Origin of the sequence: Enterobacter sp. 342, from assembly GCF_036663495.1 — a bacterium.
Lineage (GTDB): Bacteria > Pseudomonadota > Gammaproteobacteria > Enterobacterales > Enterobacteriaceae > Enterobacter.
Map to the genome: position 1 here is coordinate 171,920 of NZ_JAWUEI010000002.1, position 16,819 is coordinate 188,738.

Annotated in this window: 16 protein-coding genes; 14 read left to right on the top strand and 2 right to left on the bottom strand. The window is 53.3% G+C overall.

The window, feature by feature from the left end:
• The first annotated feature begins 164 nt into the window (after positions 1-164).
• Complete coding sequence (locus tag V6E55_RS02870; RefSeq protein ID WP_316942125.1) at positions 165-788, top strand: helix-turn-helix domain-containing protein; 624 nt, start codon at positions 165-167, stop codon at positions 786-788.
• Here V6E55_RS02870 and V6E55_RS02875 read toward each other — a convergent pair whose 3' ends face one another.
• Both V6E55_RS02875 and V6E55_RS02880 read right to left on the bottom strand, forming a co-directional pair.
• Complete coding sequence (locus tag V6E55_RS02875) at positions 789-1,358, bottom strand: hypothetical protein (protein ID WP_316942126.1); 570 nt, start codon at positions 1,356-1,358, stop codon at positions 789-791.
• Positions 1,358-2,905, bottom strand: a complete 1,548-nt coding sequence (locus tag V6E55_RS02880; RefSeq protein ID WP_316942127.1) for an ExeA family protein — start codon at positions 2,903-2,905, stop codon at positions 1,358-1,360. Before V6E55_RS02880 ends, V6E55_RS02875 begins: the two co-directional genes overlap by 1 nt.
• 298 nt (positions 2,906-3,203) lie before the next feature.
• Between V6E55_RS02880 and gspC the strand changes: the two genes are divergently transcribed.
• The 13 genes from gspC to V6E55_RS02945 all read left to right on the top strand — a co-directional run bounded on the left by gspC (position 3,204) and on the right by V6E55_RS02945 (position 16,808).
• Positions 3,204-3,935, top strand: a complete 732-nt coding sequence (gene gspC, locus V6E55_RS02885) for a type II secretion system protein GspC (protein WP_316942128.1) — start codon at positions 3,204-3,206, stop codon at positions 3,933-3,935.
• 13 nt (positions 3,936-3,948) lie between these two features.
• Complete coding sequence (gspD, locus tag V6E55_RS02890; RefSeq protein WP_316942129.1) at positions 3,949-5,838, top strand: type II secretion system secretin GspD; 1,890 nt, start codon at positions 3,949-3,951, stop codon at positions 5,836-5,838.
• A 12-nt stretch (positions 5,839-5,850) separates the two neighbouring features.
• Positions 5,851-7,329, top strand: a complete 1,479-nt coding sequence (gspE, locus tag V6E55_RS02895) for a type II secretion system ATPase GspE (RefSeq protein ID WP_316942130.1) — start codon at positions 5,851-5,853, stop codon at positions 7,327-7,329.
• Positions 7,329-8,537, top strand: coding sequence for a type II secretion system inner membrane protein GspF (gene gspF, locus V6E55_RS02900; protein ID WP_114978508.1), 1,209 nt, complete (start codon positions 7,329-7,331; stop codon positions 8,535-8,537). Before gspE ends, gspF begins: the two co-directional genes overlap by 1 nt.
• Positions 8,538-8,540: 3 nt before the next feature.
• On the top strand, positions 8,541-8,990 hold the full coding sequence (gspG, locus tag V6E55_RS02905) for a type II secretion system major pseudopilin GspG (RefSeq protein ID WP_028019287.1): 450 nt from the start codon (positions 8,541-8,543) through the stop codon (positions 8,988-8,990).
• Positions 8,990-9,475 carry a type II secretion system minor pseudopilin GspH gene (gene gspH / locus V6E55_RS02910; protein WP_114978509.1) on the top strand — a complete coding sequence of 162 codons (486 nt, stop codon included), beginning with the start codon at positions 8,990-8,992 and terminating at the stop codon, positions 9,473-9,475. The genes gspG and gspH overlap by 1 nt, the downstream gene beginning before the upstream one ends.
• Complete coding sequence (gspI, locus tag V6E55_RS02915) at positions 9,468-9,848, top strand: type II secretion system minor pseudopilin GspI (protein WP_316942131.1); 381 nt, start codon at positions 9,468-9,470, stop codon at positions 9,846-9,848. Before gspH ends, gspI begins: the two co-directional genes overlap by 8 nt.
• Entirely contained in the window at positions 9,845-10,450 is a 606-nt protein-coding gene (gene gspJ, locus V6E55_RS02920) for a type II secretion system minor pseudopilin GspJ (protein ID WP_316942132.1), read from the top strand. The genes gspI and gspJ overlap by 4 nt, the downstream gene beginning before the upstream one ends.
• The gene (gene gspK / locus V6E55_RS02925) at positions 10,447-11,457 is read left to right on the top strand and encodes a type II secretion system minor pseudopilin GspK (protein WP_316942133.1); all 1,011 of its coding nucleotides are present in this window, start codon (positions 10,447-10,449) and stop codon (positions 11,455-11,457) included. The genes gspJ and gspK overlap by 4 nt, the downstream gene beginning before the upstream one ends.
• Positions 11,458-11,472: 15 nt before the next feature.
• Positions 11,473-12,606 (top strand): type II secretion system protein GspL, encoded by a 1,134-nt coding sequence (gene gspL / locus V6E55_RS02930; protein WP_316942134.1) that lies wholly within the window; start codon positions 11,473-11,475, stop codon positions 12,604-12,606.
• Positions 12,603-13,088: a type II secretion system protein M gene (locus V6E55_RS02935; RefSeq protein ID WP_316942135.1), complete on the top strand. Its 486-nt coding sequence runs from the start codon at positions 12,603-12,605 to the stop codon at positions 13,086-13,088. The genes gspL and V6E55_RS02935 overlap by 4 nt, the downstream gene beginning before the upstream one ends.
• The gene (locus V6E55_RS02940; RefSeq protein WP_316942136.1) at positions 13,085-13,882 is read left to right on the top strand and encodes a prepilin peptidase; all 798 of its coding nucleotides are present in this window, start codon (positions 13,085-13,087) and stop codon (positions 13,880-13,882) included. The genes V6E55_RS02935 and V6E55_RS02940 overlap by 4 nt, the downstream gene beginning before the upstream one ends.
• Positions 13,883-14,135: 253 nt before the next feature.
• Positions 14,136-16,808, top strand: coding sequence for a glycosyl hydrolase family 18 protein (locus V6E55_RS02945; protein WP_316942137.1), 2,673 nt, complete (start codon positions 14,136-14,138; stop codon positions 16,806-16,808).
• Positions 16,809-16,819: the final 11 nt, after the last annotated feature.

Here is a 16,819-nt window from a genome sequence, read left to right on the forward strand (position 1 = left end):
GGATTTAAGATAGACACATGGCTTGCTAAGTAACGCAGCAGATAAATATAACGTACTCGTCTTTTATTTTCTCCTTGAGAATATCATCAGGAAAATATTCAAAGGTTAAGGTTTTATACCTTAGTCTTGCTTTTTAAATTTCACATCTTAAATCGGGTATAACAATGTTAAGCATTTATGCGAAAAAATTACGTCCGCAGCATGAAATGGACACCATTATTTCTGCTACAGCAGGTTTTGAAGAAAGAACCTTAAAGAAATGGCAAAAAATATCGACCTCTGATTCACAGTATATTCATATTATCGTCAGCGGTGAAGTTGAGTTCCGCCGTGAATCTGACGAGCTATGTATGTTCACTGTGACGGGCCAGTGCATTTTTGGTCTCTCTGCCATGTACTACAACGCAACGCACATGTATGGCCTCGTTCGTGCCAATACCGTGGTGCGCTCAATTAAAAAAGAGGTTTTCGCCCAGCTAATGACTGAAAACAACTTATGGCCGGAACTGACTAAAGTCCTCTCCTGGTACATTTGCATGCTGAGCAAACGAGACGATGTGCTGGTCGCCCGCAGTGCCTATTCGGTCGTGCGTGAATTCCTGTACGAAATAAATGATCTGATTACCTATCATCAACGAGATATCAATGTTTATGATTATATTCAGGAGTACACCAATCTGGCGCGCAGTACCATTATTAAAATTCTCTCCGATCTGAAAAAAGGTCAATATATTGTTGTGGAAAAGGGGCGACTCCTTAACCTGGCAACATTGCCTGAGAAATATTAATTATTCCAGCCGATCACCTTTCTGACTCAAAGGTGATCGGTTATCTGCTTTATGTAATACACCAGCCTGTGAATTATCCTGTGTTTCGTCAACTGGCGGCGCGGGAATTTTACCTTGCGAATAATCCTGTTCTTGTTCTTTTAAAGCCTGCTTAAACAACTCGGTTAACGTATCCCGCGACGTATCGTGCGGTTCCGTACCCTCAGGTGCCTGCTGCCAGTCGGCATCATCGCTGTTAATGGGCAGATCCTGCATGGCAGGGATATCATGGTGCGCAGGCGCAGGTTTCGGCTCTGGATGGGGGAACGGCTTACTCACATACACATAGTGCATATCTGAAATCTGCGTCTCGGGTTTTACAACGCTGACTTTTTGGACCGGTTCCGGTGTGGGATGACGCAGGTTCCAGTAAGTATGCGTGTACAGCCCAGCCATCACCATGGCACACAGACTCACCATCCATACAACGGTGTTGGTGATGACTTTTCTCAGGCTGGGAAAACGATACGAAAACCAGACCGCTTCCCCGGTTGTGTAGCTGCGCTGAGCCGCAAGACAGATGGTAGACATCAGGAACGTCCCTCCTGCGTTTGAGTGGTCTGAAGCAATACGCTCGGCGTGGTATTGGTTACGCGCATTAACTGCATCAACGTCTCTTCCCCGGGAATACCATCCACATGCAGATGCATTTTTTGCTGGAACTCGCGGGTGCGTTTCATCATTTCCGCCGTCCAGGTTTGAGAATGGGTTTCCGGTTGGGCAAGGGCCTGGCTCAACTGCTGGTCAAGCCAGGTCATCTCTTTACTGTCACTGGCGGCGCTGATCGCGTCTTTACCTTCCGGCGTCAGGCTGTGCAGTTGGGTGTAGTTTCCGGTCGCGTGTTGGTTAAACCAGTTGCGGCTCACCTGCCAGGTACGGTTGTTCATCAGCAGGTCGATTGAGGTCTCTCCGACGCGGGCGACCACGGCATAATTGAGGTGATTGCCCGTTTTCAGTTCACTGATCCACGGATAGCCTTCATGTGCCAGCGCCTCCGGTGAGGCATTTCCCTGTTTACACATCAGGTTCACTTTCGCGGCGTTTTGACACAGAGCATCGTCTGCCGAGGCGTCATAGCCCCACATCAGATAGAGCTGATGCATGGCATCTGACTGAGTGATCATTTCTTTGTCGATAACCGGCACAACAGGCACCTGAGCTTTTGGCGTCTGATGCCGCCAGCTCACCGGAACCGGCAGCTGAATCGGAAGGCGTGCTGTCATCGCTGAACTGAAATACCAGCCACAGGCAGCGAACAGCACAGACGCGAATAATCCCACGGTTGCCAGGCGCTTACCGTGTTTTTTCGCGGGCAGGATCTCCCCCGCGGCCAGGCGTAAATGACGCGGGCTGACCTGGCTTGCACGCTCGGTCCAGGCGGCGAGCATCGCCAGGTGCGCCAGTTCATTCAGCTTGCTGATATTCCCTTTGGTCAGGGCATGCATTTTACGCACGCGAGCCGGGCTTAACGGTGAGTTCTCGCAACCCTGTTCGTCACACTGCGCCTGCACGTAGTTGAGATATTCCCGGCAGGTGAGGGAGCGCAACGGGTGATGGGTATGTGTATATTCCCGCAATACAGATTGCTGTGTCAGAACGGCTTCCTGATCCGCTGCCCCCATCAGCACGATGGAAAGACGAAACTCCAGCTCCTGGGCGCGCGTGAGCAACAGTGCCAGCACCTCCCGGCAGGTGTCTTTCATGGCTTCGGCGTGGGTAATCACCAGCACTTTCGTCCTGGTTTTACCTCCTTGCCACTGGAGCAACACAGCATCTACTGCCTGAATCCGGTTCTTGTTCTCTTTCGTTCCTGGGTTGAGCTTATACAGCAGGCTACTGGCACTCAGTTTGGGGAACGCGTTGATGGCAAGAACGGCAGGGTTAACAGATTTCAGGGCATCGCTGAACTGGCCCAGCAGCAGGGGATCGTCAGAAAAGAGCCCCATAATTCCCGCCAGTTGGGTTTTCTCTTTCAGCAGGTTGAAAACGTCCTGATGATAAGGCACCAGAAAATCCCCGGATAAACGGGTGATCTTGCGAAAAGGCGGATTTTTAAAATTAAAGTGGCTCTGATACATAACGACTTACCGTCTCTGATTGAATAGCAACAGGACGAGAAAGTAAGACAACCCTACCGGGGAGGCAATTTATACACAGGGTAAAAATATCCTGCTGTCGATACCTAACATCTGGATTTTATACGGTCAATATATTTTTTCATGAAAGTTAGCGGCAAAGCCAGTGGTCGTATTTATCGCGAGGGATTACGCTTTCTACACATATTAGTGCAGCGTAATGCTGCTTATTTTCGCTTTGCTAAAGGCCAGATGAAAAATGAGGTTCTCATATCTGTCTCGGTGGATAACGCCTTGCATTATGTTTGTACTGTTAATTTTTTGCGGTCAGCAAGGGTATCTGACGTTTAAAGATTATAAAAAAGTTACGAATAAGTTGGCTAATTCTGATGTGCAGCCAGGGACAAATCGTCGTGAAGAAAAGACATTCACACTTTTCGCCGCTGCCGTGCGTCAGGATAACGTGTCTGCGACAGTAAAAGCCCCTCTGGCTGCGGAGATTGAAGGCATCGTACGCAGTGATGATGCCTGGCTTTCCTTCGCTGTCATCAAAACACCCGGTGGTCAGAAGAGTTACCGCGAAGGTGAACCACTGGCCGGATTTAACGATGCCTTTATTCAGGAAATTAACAAAGATAATGTGGTGGTTAATTACGAAGGTGCTACGCAGGTACTGGCTTTAAATAAACCTGATTATTTTAAGGGTGGCGTTGATAACGGCCCGGTAACCCAATCGACGAAAGATGCAGGTGCAGATAATTTGCATCTGGATGATTATCTGGTGTTAAAGCCAATAATCGAAAAGGGGCGACTGGAAGGCTATAACATTAATCCAAGGGATGCTTCCACCTTCTACAACCATTCCGGGTTGAAAAAAGGAGATGTGGCAGTAGAAGTGAACTCTGTCGATATGACCGATGAAGCAAAGGCAAAAAGTATTATTGCCAGTTGGTCGAAAATGAAAGAAGCGGAGGTCGTCGTCAGACGTCACGCTCGCCTTGAAAACATTCGGGTTAATGTTCTTAACAATTAACAAGTGTACAGACATGAAGAAATTTCCCTGGGCGTGCGTGGCGCTGACCGCATTGTCGTTATATTCGAGTTCGCTGCTTGCAGCCAACTTTAGCGCGAGCTTTAAAAACACCGATATCCGCGAGTTTATTGATACGGTTGGCCGCAATCTTAATAAAACCATTCTCGTCGACCCGTCCGTTCAGGGTACGGTGTCGGTCAGAACCTACAACGTGCTGACGGAAGATGAGTATTACCAGTTCTTCCTGAGCGTGCTGGATTTGTACGGTCTGTCGGTGATCCCGATGGATAACGACATGGTGAAAGTGGTGCGCTCAAGTGTTGCCCGCACCGCCGGTGCACCGCTGGCAGACAGCAAAAATCCGGGCAAGGGCGATGAGATCATCACTCGCGTCGTGCGCATGGAAAATGTGCCAGTACGTGAACTGGCCCCGCTGCTGCGTCAGCTCAACGATGCCACCGGCATCGGCAACGTGGTCCATTTCGAACCCTCCAACGTATTGCTGTTAACCGGTAAAGCTTCGGTGGTGAACCGCCTGGTGGACCTGGTTCAGCGTGTGGATAAAGACGGGGTTCAGCGTCGTGAGATTGTGCCGCTGCGCTTTGCGTCCGCGAAGGCGCTCTCAGACATGTTGAACAACCTCAACAACGAAGAGCAGAAAGGGCAAAACGCGCCGCAACTGGCTACCAAAGTGGTGGCGGATGACGAAACGAATAGTCTGGTGATCAGCGGTTCGGAAGATGCGCGGATGCGTACCCGTTCCCTCATTCATCAACTGGATCGCGAGCAGAACAACGAGGGCAACACCCGCGTCTTCTATCTCAAGTATGCCAGTGCCACGAAAGTGGTTCCGGTGCTTACCGGTATTGGCGAGCAACTGAAAGACAAAGCGGGCGCACCGAAAGCGAAAACGGCCACCACATCCAGCGATCTGAACATTACCGCCGATGAGGCAACCAACTCACTGGTGATCACCGCGCAGCCTAACGTGATGAACTCCCTGGAGAAGGTGATCGACAAGCTTGACATCCGTCGTCCACAGGTCCTGGTGGAAGCGATCATTGCTGAAGTGCAGGACGGTAACGGACTGGATCTCGGTGTGCAGTGGACCGGCAAGCACGGCGGTGTGCAGTTTGGTTCAACTGGCCTGCCCATCAGTCAGATAAAAAATGGCACCATGAAAGGGGCGAGTTTCACCGGCCTGGCGACAGGCTTCTTTAACGGTGATTTCGGGGCCCTGATGACCGCGCTCTCAACCGATGGCAAAAATGACATTCTTTCCACCCCAAGCGTGGTCACGCTGGATAACAAAGAAGCGTCGTTCAACGTGGGTCAGGATGTGCCGGTACTTTCCGGTTCGCAGACCACCAGCGGCGACAACGTCTTTAACTCTGTTGAGCGTAAGACGGTCGGTACCAAGCTGAAGATTGTGCCGCAAATTAACGACGGCGACATGATCCATCTGAAGATCGAGCAGGAAGTGTCCAGCGTCGACAACAGTGCGACGGAAGACGCCAGCCTCGGCCCAACCTTTAACACCCGTACTATCAACAACGAAGTGATGGTGCACAGTGGGCAGACGGTGGTGCTTGGCGGTCTGATGGAAAACGTCACCAAACAGTCGGTTTCCAAAGTGCCGCTGCTCGGCGATATCCCGCTGGTCGGTCAGCTGTTCCGCTACACCTCGCAGGATACGTCCAAACGCAACCTGATGGTATTCATCCATACCACTGTCCTGCGTGACGACGATAACTACAGTGCGGCGTCGAAAGAGAAATATGACCAGATCCGCGCCCGTCAGCAGCAGCGTATGGAAGAGAAAAAACTCGGCATCGTTGAACCAACCGATAATGCGATCTTGCCTGCATTGCCCTCTGCCTCCCGCAATCCGTTTAAAGAGTAAGGGAGGCATAACGTGGACGAGCTGAGTAAAACTCTGTGTAGCAGTAGCTACGCGAAAGATAACGGCGTTTTATTTTACAACAATGACGTCTATATCCGTGATGACACCCCGGCGTTTGCTCTGCTGGAGGTGCACCGGGTGCTGAGGCGTGCGTTTGTTCCGGTAACCCTGACATCTGACGCCTTCGATGAGATGCTGGCCAAAATCTGGCAGCAGAGCAGCGGTGTGTCTCAGCAGCTGGTGGACGATATGGATGCGGATATCGATCTGATGGCGTTAACCGAGGAGATCCCGGATAACGAAGATCTGCTTGATAACGACGAAAACTCGCCGGTGATCCGCCTGATCAACGCCATTCTCGGCGAGGCGGTCAAGGATGGTGCGTCAGATATTCATATCGAAACTTTTGAGCGCACACTGAGTATTCGCTTTCGCGTCGACGGCGTACTGCGCCCGGTGTTGCAGCCTGCGCGTAAACTCGCGCCGCTGCTGGTATCACGTATTAAAGTCATGTCGAAACTCGACATCGCCGAGAAGCGTTTGCCGCAGGATGGCCGTATCTCCCTGCGCATTGGTCGTAAGGCGATTGATGTGCGTGTGTCGACCATCCCATCTCAGTATGGCGAGCGCGTGGTGATGCGTCTGCTCGATAAAAGCAATCTCAAGCCCGACATCAACAAGCTGGGGCTGATTGAAGAAGAGCTGGAAAAGTTAAAAGGACTGATTGACCGTCCGCACGGCATTATCCTGGTCACCGGGCCAACGGGTTCCGGTAAAAGTACCACCCTTTACGCCATTCTGTCGGCGTTGAACGGCCATGAACGCAATATTCTGACCGTTGAAGATCCGATTGAATACGAGCTCGAAGGGGTGGGGCAGACGCAGGTTAACCCGCGCGTGGACATGACCTTTGCCCGCGGGCTGCGCGCAATTTTGCGTCAGGACCCGGACGTGGTGATGATCGGGGAAATTCGTGACGGCGAAACCGCGCAAATTGCGGTGCAAGCGTCGCTGACCGGTCACCTGGTCATGTCTACGCTGCACACCAACAGTGCCGCAGGGGCGATTACCCGTCTGCGGGATATGGGGCTGGAGTCCTTTTTAATCGGTTCATCGTTACTCGGTGTCATTGCCCAGCGTCTGGTGCGTCGGTTGTGCCCCCACTGCCGCACCACCAGTCCGCTGGATGACAATGAAAAGGCGCTGTTCAGCTTTATGGAGACGCCACCCAAAACGATCTATCGCGCAGTAGGGTGTGAGCACTGCCGCCAGAGCGGCTATCAGGGCCGGGCCGGTATTCATGAATTCCTGGTAGTGGACAGCACTATGCGTCGCGCCATTCATGAAGATAAAGACGAGATGTCCATCGAAACACAGCTCTTTAAGCAGGCTTACAGTCTGCGTGAAAACGGGCTGTTGAAAGTGATCAGCGGCGTAACGTCTCTTGAAGAGGTGATGCGGGTGACCGCCGAGCGTGGAGGAGATGCGTAATGGCCTTCTACGCCTGGACGGCAACGGATGTCGCGGGCAAAACCGTGCGTGGCGCGTTGCAGGCCGAAGGGCAGAAGCAGGTTCGCCAGATGTTGCGCGAGCAAAAGCTGATGCCCGTCAGCATCACCGAGACCCGGGAAGCAGCATCAACCGGAAAAGCGAAAACGGGAACTAAACTCTCCACCCCGGTGCTGTCGATGTTTACCCGCCAGCTCTCCACGCTGGTCAACGCCGCGCTGCCGCTGGAGAGCGCGCTGAAAGCGATCTCGAAGCAGACGGAAGACAAAAAGCTGGCGGCGATGGTGGTGGAAATCCGCGAGAAAGTGGTGGAAGGGCACACGCTCTTTGACGCCTTCAGCCAGTTTCCGCGCACCTTCGACAAACTCTACTGCACGCTGGTGATGGCCGGAGAAAAGACCGGCCACCTTGGCGATGTGCTGGAGAAACTGGCCGAGTACAACGAGCAGCGTCAGAAGATGAAAAGCAAGCTGACGCAGGCGATGGTTTACCCGATCACGTTGACCGTGGTGGCCATTGCGGTGATCAGTATTCTGCTGGTGGCGGTGGTGCCGCAAGTGATCGAGCAGTTCACCCATATGAAACAGCAACTGCCGATCACCACCCGGACGCTGATTGCGGTGAGTGATTTCCTGCAGGCCTACGGCATCTACATTGTCGGCGTGCTGGGTGGCGGATTCGTCGGCTTTAAGGCCTGGCTCAGGCATACCAAAAACCGTTTCACGTGGAACCGCTGGCTGGTTAACGGATCGCCAGTTAAAAAGCTGGTGTGCGCCATTAACAGTGCCCGTTATATCCGTACCCTGAGTATTCTGCAGGCCAGCAGCGTGCCGTTACTGGAAGGGATGTATATCGCGATGGACGGTATTGAAAACCTCTATGCCCGTCAGGTGCTGGAGCAAGCTGCAGATACCGTGCGCCAGGGGGCATCGCTGTATGCCGCGCTGGAACAGGCAAAATTATTCCCGCCGACCATGCTGTATATGATTGCCTCCGGCGAAGAGAGCGGCGAATTAGGCAATTTAATGGACCGCGCGGCGGAAAACCAGGAATCGGCATTACAACATCGAATTACGTTAACGCTGTCGGTATTTGAACCGGCACTGGTGGTATCTATGGCAACGATTGTTTTATTCATCGTGCTGTCAATATTACAACCGCTTCTGCAACTTAATAATATGGTAGGTTAAAACATGGCTATGAAAAGAAAACACCTGGCTCGCCAGGCGGGGTTTACTTTGCTCGAATTAATGGTGGTTATTGTTATTCTCGGCGTGTTAGCGAGTATGGTGGTGCCAAACTTAATGGGGAATAAAGAAAAGGCCGATACCCAAAAAGCGACCAGCGATATTGTTGCGCTCGAAGGCTCCCTGGATATGTATAAGCTGGATAACCACCGTTATCCGACAACGGAACAGGGTTTGCAGGCGCTGGTGACTAAACCTGAAATCGCGCCAATCCCGAACGGCTACCGTGCTGACGGCTATATTCGTCGCCTGCCGCAGGACCCGTGGGGCGGGGAGTATATTCTGGTGAGCCCAGGGGAACACGGTGCGGTCGATGTCTTCTCTGCAGGGCCTGACGGTGAAGCTAATACCGCCGATGATATTACGAACTGGTCTCTGGATAAGAAAGAGAAATAATGAAAAACCAACGCGGCTTTACGTTGCTGGAAATTATTCTGGCGCTGGTGATATTTGCCAGTTGCGCCATGATGGTGGTATCAACAATACCTTCGCGCAGCGGTGCGGATATATTTGGCCAGCAATTAAAAGCCCTCGTTGATTATGGTTCAGACCGTGCGGTGATGGACGGAAATATCGTCGGGCTGGTGCTAACCACGGATAACTATCAGCTGGTGACACTTGAGGATAAAAACGGCGAGCGGCACTGGGTACCGTTATCCGCAGGTCGTATTACCACCAAAGGCGATTTTCCGGAAGAGATGCACGTTTCGCTCTCACCGCAACGCCTGGCTGCCACCGTGGCATCCGAACCGCAGGTGCTCTTTTTGCCTGACGGCGAAATCAGCCGCTTCACGCTGACGCTGCAAAGCGACGACAAACAGCACCATTTCCGCGTGGTGTCGCAAGGCGCGGCCCCGGTATCGGTAGAAAACGATGACTAAAGGCAACGCTAAGCAAACGGGCATGACACTGCTGGAGGTGATGGTCGCGCTGGTCATCTTCTCGACGGCCGCGCTGGCACTGATGAACTCGGTGTCTCTGAACATGCGTTTCACCCACGGCCTGGCCGACACGCTGCAGGCGAGCTGGGTGGCCGAGAACCAGCTGGCGGAAGCGCAGCTGACTAAAAGCGATTTCCCCGACGCTGAAGAACGGGGAACCGAGCTTATGGGCGGACGCAGCTGGGACTGGCGCAAACAGCGCGTCAAAACGGCAGATAACCGCTGGGCTAACGCGATACGCGTTTATGCGGAAGGAGACGACAGCCAGCCGGTTATCTCGCTGCAAATCATTGGGCCGGGAGAGAGCAAGTGAAGAAAACCCGACGCCAGCGCGGATTTACCCTGCTGGAGATCATGATTGCGCTGACCATTTTTGCGGTGATCAGCACCCTGGCCTGGCAAATTCTGGACGGCGCGATGCGTACCAGTTCAGCCACCGATGCCAGCGCGCTGAAGCTCAATCAGCTTCAGCGGGCCTGGAACCTGATGGAGCGTGATTTCTACCAGCTTCAGGCGCGCGCCCCGCGTAACGAGCCGGATCGATTTCGTCAGGTTGGTGATTCGCTTGAACTGACGACGCTGAACGGCGTGAGTGGCTCGGTACAACTGGAGCGCGTGCGCTGGCGGCTGGAGGAGGGGCGCCTGTATCGCGACGTCTGGCCGGTGATTGACAGCCCGGCGGAGGTCAAACCCGATGAAGTACCGATTGTCAGCGAGGTGAAATCCCTGCAGTGGCGTTTTTACCGTCAGGGCTGGCAGAAAAGCTGGAGCGACCCGACTCATCTGCCGGACGGCGTAGAGCTGACGCTGACCATGGAAAACGGTGATACCTGGCGCTGGGTGTTTACGACTCCGGGCGATCTGCCTGAAGCTGCCGCGCCGGCGCCGCCAGCGGCACCGGAAGCAACATCATGAGTGTATTACGCAAACAGAAAGGGGTGGCCCTGCTGGTGGTGTTGATCCTGCTGGTCATGATGTCGGCGCTGGCCGCCAAAATCAGCCAGCAATTTTGCCGCAACCTGCAAAAAACGCATTACCAGGTGAGCCAGCAGCAGCTGCGCTGGGCGATGCAGGCGCAGGAAAAGGTGGTGAAAGACCGGCTGCAAGCCGACGCCAGCGGCGAGAGTAAAGCCCTCACCCTTGAGGGTGACTGGCATCAACCGCTGGAAACACGCGGGGAAGACTATACGGTCGTCAGCCAGGTAGAAGACGCGCAGGACTGTTTTAACGTCAACAACCTGCTGGCCGCTGAGAAAATTGCCCAGGTGCAAAATGTGCCTGTCACGCCGGAAAAATCGCGTAAAGCGCAGATTGTTGAACAGCTTCTGACAGAGAGTGGCCTGAGTCACTCCGCGGCAGAAGAGGTGTATCAACAGCTGGTGGACTATCTCGATGGCGATACGACGACGGCCAAAGAAGGTACCGAGACCGATGCCTGGGCTGGCGTGGTGCCTGCCCGTCAACCGGCGAACCAGATGATGCGCACGATTGCGGAGATCACGCTGCTGCCGGCATTTCCGGCAACGGCATACCCGAAGGTGAGCAAGCTGTTATGCGCATTACCGGACTCTGCCAGCAAGGTGGATGTGAACACGCTGAAACCGGTGCAGGCGGCCTTACTGGCCGCGATGTTCCCCGGAAAAATGAATGAAGATGACGCCCTTCGCCTGATTGAGTCGCGTCCTGAAACTGGCTGGGAAAATATGGAAGCGTTCAGCAAAGCGCTGGAACAGGCCTTCCCGCAGCTAAGAGACGAGCTCCCTCAGGTGGCTGAGCTCCTCTCAACCAATAGCCGGTATTTCCGGGTCAACTATACCGGCAATACCGATGAATTAACACTTCGCGTGGTGAGCCAGCTTCAGGTCAACAATGGGGCTGGCGAGATCGTGACGTGGCAACGTCGTTACCGAATGATTGAATAAGAAAAGTAGAACGCTATGAAACAGGTACTTTTTGTTCGTCCCGACAGCCGCGAGGACGGGAAAATTATGTGGTGTCTCTCCGACAGCGAACAGGTTGAGGTGGCGGATAGCCTGGACGTACTGGTGAACCATCCTCTGGCCGCCCGTGTTTGTCTGCTGCTGCCCGCGAGTAACATGATTTTCCGCCATTTTACGTTGCCGAAGAAAGTCGCCTCGCAGGCGACGGCGTTCTCGTGGATGGCGGAAGAGACGCTGATTGGCGATGTGGACAACCTTCACTGGACGGTGCTCAACAAAAAGGGTGCCGAGGTGGACGCCGTAGCCATCGACGCCGATTGTCTGCGCGGGTGGTTAAACCGCTGTCAGGACGCTGGGTTGACGGTCATACAGGCGCTGCCGGATGCCTGGCTGCTGCCCGCAACGGCAGGCGGAAGCACGCTTGTCGCCATGGACGACGGTTACTGGCTGCGTTTATCACCGCATGTCGCCTGCGAAATAGCGCCGGGCCTGTTGCCCCTTTTACTGCAGAAAGCGGGAGAGGGCGAGGTGTGCTGTTACGGTGAAACGCCTGCCGAGGTTGACGTCGATATCGTGCAACCCTGGCAGCATCCACTAGTGTTGATCCAGCCGCAGTGGCAAACCTGTCGCCTTACGCTCCTGCATGGTCAGTTCAGCGCGAAAGCGAGCGCGGGTAAAGCCGCGAAGGGCATCAAAGCGGCAATGGCCGCAGTGGGCCTGCTCTCTCTTGGCCTGCTACTGGGCCCGCGGATCGCCATGGCCTGGATGCTGGTGCAACAGGAAAATCAGGTTCAACAAGAGATCCTTCAGGTTTACCAGCACCATTTCCCCAGCATGCGCCAGCAGACCAATATCAAATATCACTTTGGTCAAAACATGAAAAAGCAGAGTAAAGGGGTATTTCTGCAACTGGACGATCTGGAGAAAGCCAGACAGACGGTACCAGGAATGGAGATCTCTTTGCTCGAATACGATGCCCGGCAAAACACGTTGACGCTGAGCGTCAGTTCGCAAAACCAAACTGCCTTGCAGAGGTTTGTGGATCAGGCGGGTGAGTATTTTGATTTCACACTCCAGCCTGTTTCTACGTCTGCACCTTATACCGCCATGATCACAGGGAAATATAAATGAAAGCGCGAATCGCCCAGATCAAGTCTCGTTATCAGCATTACAGCGCCAGAGAAAAAATCGTCCTGAAAATAGGTGCCGTCGCCATATTGGGGAGCGCTATATATTATGCAGGTGTTATCCCTCTGGATAATATGATTCAAAATAGTAAAACCACGCTCAGCAGACAAAAAGAGACGCTGAACTGGATGCGCAACGAAATAAATAAAAACCATCTCCTGGTTCAGGTTGTTAAAACCGACAATCCGCGCACAGTAGTAGAAAATAGCGCGCAGGAAATTAAACTGCCCCTGACGGATGTGCGTCAGGATGGACAAACATTATCGTTCGTCGTTAATCGAGTAAACGTGTATGAATTAAAGAACTGGCTGCGGGAAATTAACCAGACCTCCGGCGTCAGGCTGCAAAAAATGAATCTCACCCCGGTCGATCATCTCAGCGACGTGAAGGCAGAGGTGCAGCTTACCTGGAGCAAAACCGCATGAATACCTTCGCGCTGATGCGGGAGGTTTACCCGGTGGGGTTCCCGGTGATGAGTGCGATTCTGGGCGGCATTGTGGGGAGCTTTCTGGGCGTCGTCGCCGAGCGTGTGCCTGGCATGGTGATGGAAGAGGAAGACAGTGGCAATTTGCTGTTCCCGGCCTCGCACTGCCCGGTATGCCAGCACACGCTTGCCGCCTGGGAGAATATCCCGCTGGTCAGCTGGCTTGTTTTACGCGGCCGCTGTAGCTGCTGCGGTACTGCGATACCATTGCGGATATTTTTGGTCGAACTTTTTTCGGCCCTGTTTTTTGGTACCACCGCCTGGTGTATGCCGAACGTGCAAATCGTGTTTTCCCTGTGGTTGCTGGCCGCGTTTTTACTACCTCTCGCCATGATCGACTGGCGACACCAGCTGCTGCCGGATTGCCTGACCCAGCCGCTGCTTTGGGCGGGACTGCTGCTCCATGCTTTTGATCACCGGTTACCCTTACGGGATGCGCTGTTCGGTGCCGTGGAGGGCTATCTGTCGCTCTGGTTACTGTATTGGGCGTTTCGCCTGACAACGGGACGGGAAGGTCTGGGATACGGTGATTTTAAGCTGCTGGCGGCCTTAGGAGCCTGGTGTGGCTGGCAGACGTTACCTGCGCTTGAATTAATCGCTGCATTAAGCGGTATTGCCGGTTATTTCGCTTTGACGCATTTAAATAAAAATAACCTCACAATTTCTTTCGGACCGTATCTCTCATTTGCTGGAATAGTGGTGTTTATCAGCCAGCAGTTCTCTTTTGCATTTTAAATATTCAGGTCAAGTTTTTTTATAAATTTTTTTGACGGAGGAAGAGAAGGACGTCTCTTTGCGCTCAGTGTATCGTGAGAGATATAAGCTACACGGAAATTGGGCTTGTATCTTTTTATGGAGGAATACAACGCAACAACACGTTTTTTGTCACGGTTTCAGGTTGGTTAAATACGCATTACGCGAAAGACTCCATGTTCTCAAGGAAGACATGGATGATTAACGTTACGAATAAATTTATCAGGAAATAAAAATGAAATTTATGAAGCCTAAATATCTGGCGCTCTTTATTGCTGCGGCAACCAGCTCCGCATTTGCAGCGGCGCCAGGGGCACCGACGATCGGCTATGGCAATGACAAATTCGCCCTGGTTGAAGTGGATCAAGCCGCTCAGGATTATAACAATCTGGTCAAAGTGCATAATGATGGCGTGGATGTGAAAGTTGAGTGGAACGTCTGGAGCGGCGATGCGCCAACTTCAGCCAAAGTGCTGCTGGACGGGCAGACCGTCTGGAGCGGTGCAGGGGGTGCCACGGGCTCAGCAACGTTCAAAGTGAAAAAAGGTGGGCGTTATCAGGAACAGGTTGAAGTCTGTAACACCAGCGGTTGTGCGAAAAGTGCCAGCAAGCTGATTATCGTTGCTGATACCGATGGCAGCCATCTGCTGCCGCTGAACAGCGCGATGAAGGAGAACAACAAAACCTTCGCGAACCACACAGATAAAGTGGTTGCTGCTTACTTCCCGGAATGGGGGGTTTACGATCGTAATTTCTCTGTTGATAAAATCCCTGCTGCCAACCTTAACCACATTCTTTACGGCTTTATCCCAATCTGCGGCGGTGACGGCATCAACGATGGCCTGAAAACGGTTGAAGGGGGTAACAGCTTCAGAGTACTTCAGAACGACTGTAAGGGCCGTCCGGACTTTACCGTGGCAATCCACGATCCTTGGGCTGCGCTGCAAAAACCACAGGCTGGCGTCTCCAGCTGGGACGACCCGTACAAAGGTAACTTTGGTCAGCTGATGGCGCTGAAAAAAGCGCATCCGGACCTGAAAGTGCTGCCATCTATCGGCGGCTGGACACTCTCCGATCCCTTCTTCCACATGGGCGATCCGGCGATCCGTGCCCGCTTTGTCTCCTCTGTTAAAGATTTCCTGCAAACCTGGAAATTCTTTGACGGTGTGGATATCGACTGGGAATTCCCTGGCGGTGGCGGCGTGACGGAAACCAAAGGTAACCCTCAGCAGGATAAAGCTACCTATACCGCGCTGATGCACGACCTGCGCACCATGCTGAACGAGTTGTCTGCCCAGACAGGCCGTACCTATGAGCTGACCAGCGCCATCGGGGCCGGTAAAGATAAGATTGAAGACGTGGATTACACCACGGCTCAGCAGTATCTCGACCACATCTTCCTGATGAGCTATGACTTCTACGGCGGCTGGAGCAACACCGAACTGGGACACCAGGCTGCGCTGCGTGCGCCAGCATGGCGACCAGACACCAACTACACCACGGAGAATGGTGTTAATGCGCTGCTTCAGCAGGGCGTACAACCTGGCAAGATCGTCGTGGGTGCGGGGATGTATGGCCGTGGCTGGACCGGTGTGCATGGCTACACGAGTGATAACCCATTCACCGGTACCGCAACGGGCATGGTGAAAGGCACCTGGGAACCGGGTGTGGTTGACTATCGTCAGATCGTCAACGAATACAAAGGCAAGCCTGGTTGGGAGTACGGCTATGATGCGGACGCAGAAGCACCTTATGTCTTCAACAAATCTACTGGCGATCTGATCTCTTATGAAGATGCGCGTTCTACCACTGCGAAGGGTAAATACGTGCTGTCGAAAAACCTGGGTGGGCTGTTCGCATGGTCTATTGACTCTGATAACGGCGATATTCTGAACGCGATGAACGAAAGCCTACTGGGTAGTGGCTCTACGCCGGTTGATCCGGTGGTCACTAACCACGCGCCAATCGCGTCATCAGTTGATCAGAATGTCTCTGGTCCGGCAACCGTCACGCTCGATGGTTCTGCTTCCAGCGATCCGGATGGCGATGCGATTACCTACAAATGGACTCAGATCTCTGGTCCGTCTGTCGCCCTTACCAACAGCACCAAAGCGAAAGCGACCTTTAACGTTGCTGCTGTCACCACTGACCAGACCATGGCGTTCCGCCTGACAGTGACGGACGCTAAAGGCCTGAGCAACGCGATCGATGTGCAGGTGGTGAACAAAGCGCCAAAAGCTAACCAGGCTCCGGTCGTGAACCCAATGGAAGCGGTGACGCTACAGGCAGGCGAGACCTATGCTCTGCATGCGCAGGCCGTGGATCCAGACGGCGATGCTCTGACCTACACCTGGAGCGTTCCAGCGGATATGCACGCAACCGGCACGGATACGGCGAACGTGAGTATCACAGCGCCAGACGTGACCTCAACGTCTACCTACACCCTGAGCGTGGTGGTGGGCGATGGTAAAACCAGCGTGCAGTCTAACGTGCAGGTCACGGTGGATCCGAAACCGGCTGAGGTCACCCCTCCAACTGATGAAGTAACGCCTCCAGCCGAGGAAGGTACTGCAAACGGTAGCTGTGACGCACCTGTGGATGCGAATGCCAGCAAATATGCCGCGTGGGATGCCAGCAAAATCTACAACAATGGCGATACCGTAAGTGCCGATCATCTGGTGTGGAAAGCGAAATACTGGACGCAAGGTAACAAACCTGGCTTCGGTGTGGATGCCTGGGAACTGGTGAGCAACGTGAAGATGAACTGGCGTTCTGACCTGGTCTACAACGGCGGTGAAACCACTACCTACCAGGGTAACGTTTACCGTGCCAAATGGTGGACCCGTGGTGATAACCCGGCTAATAGCGACGTATGGGTGAAAGAAGGCGTATCAGCCGATTGCAAATAATCTAACCCGAT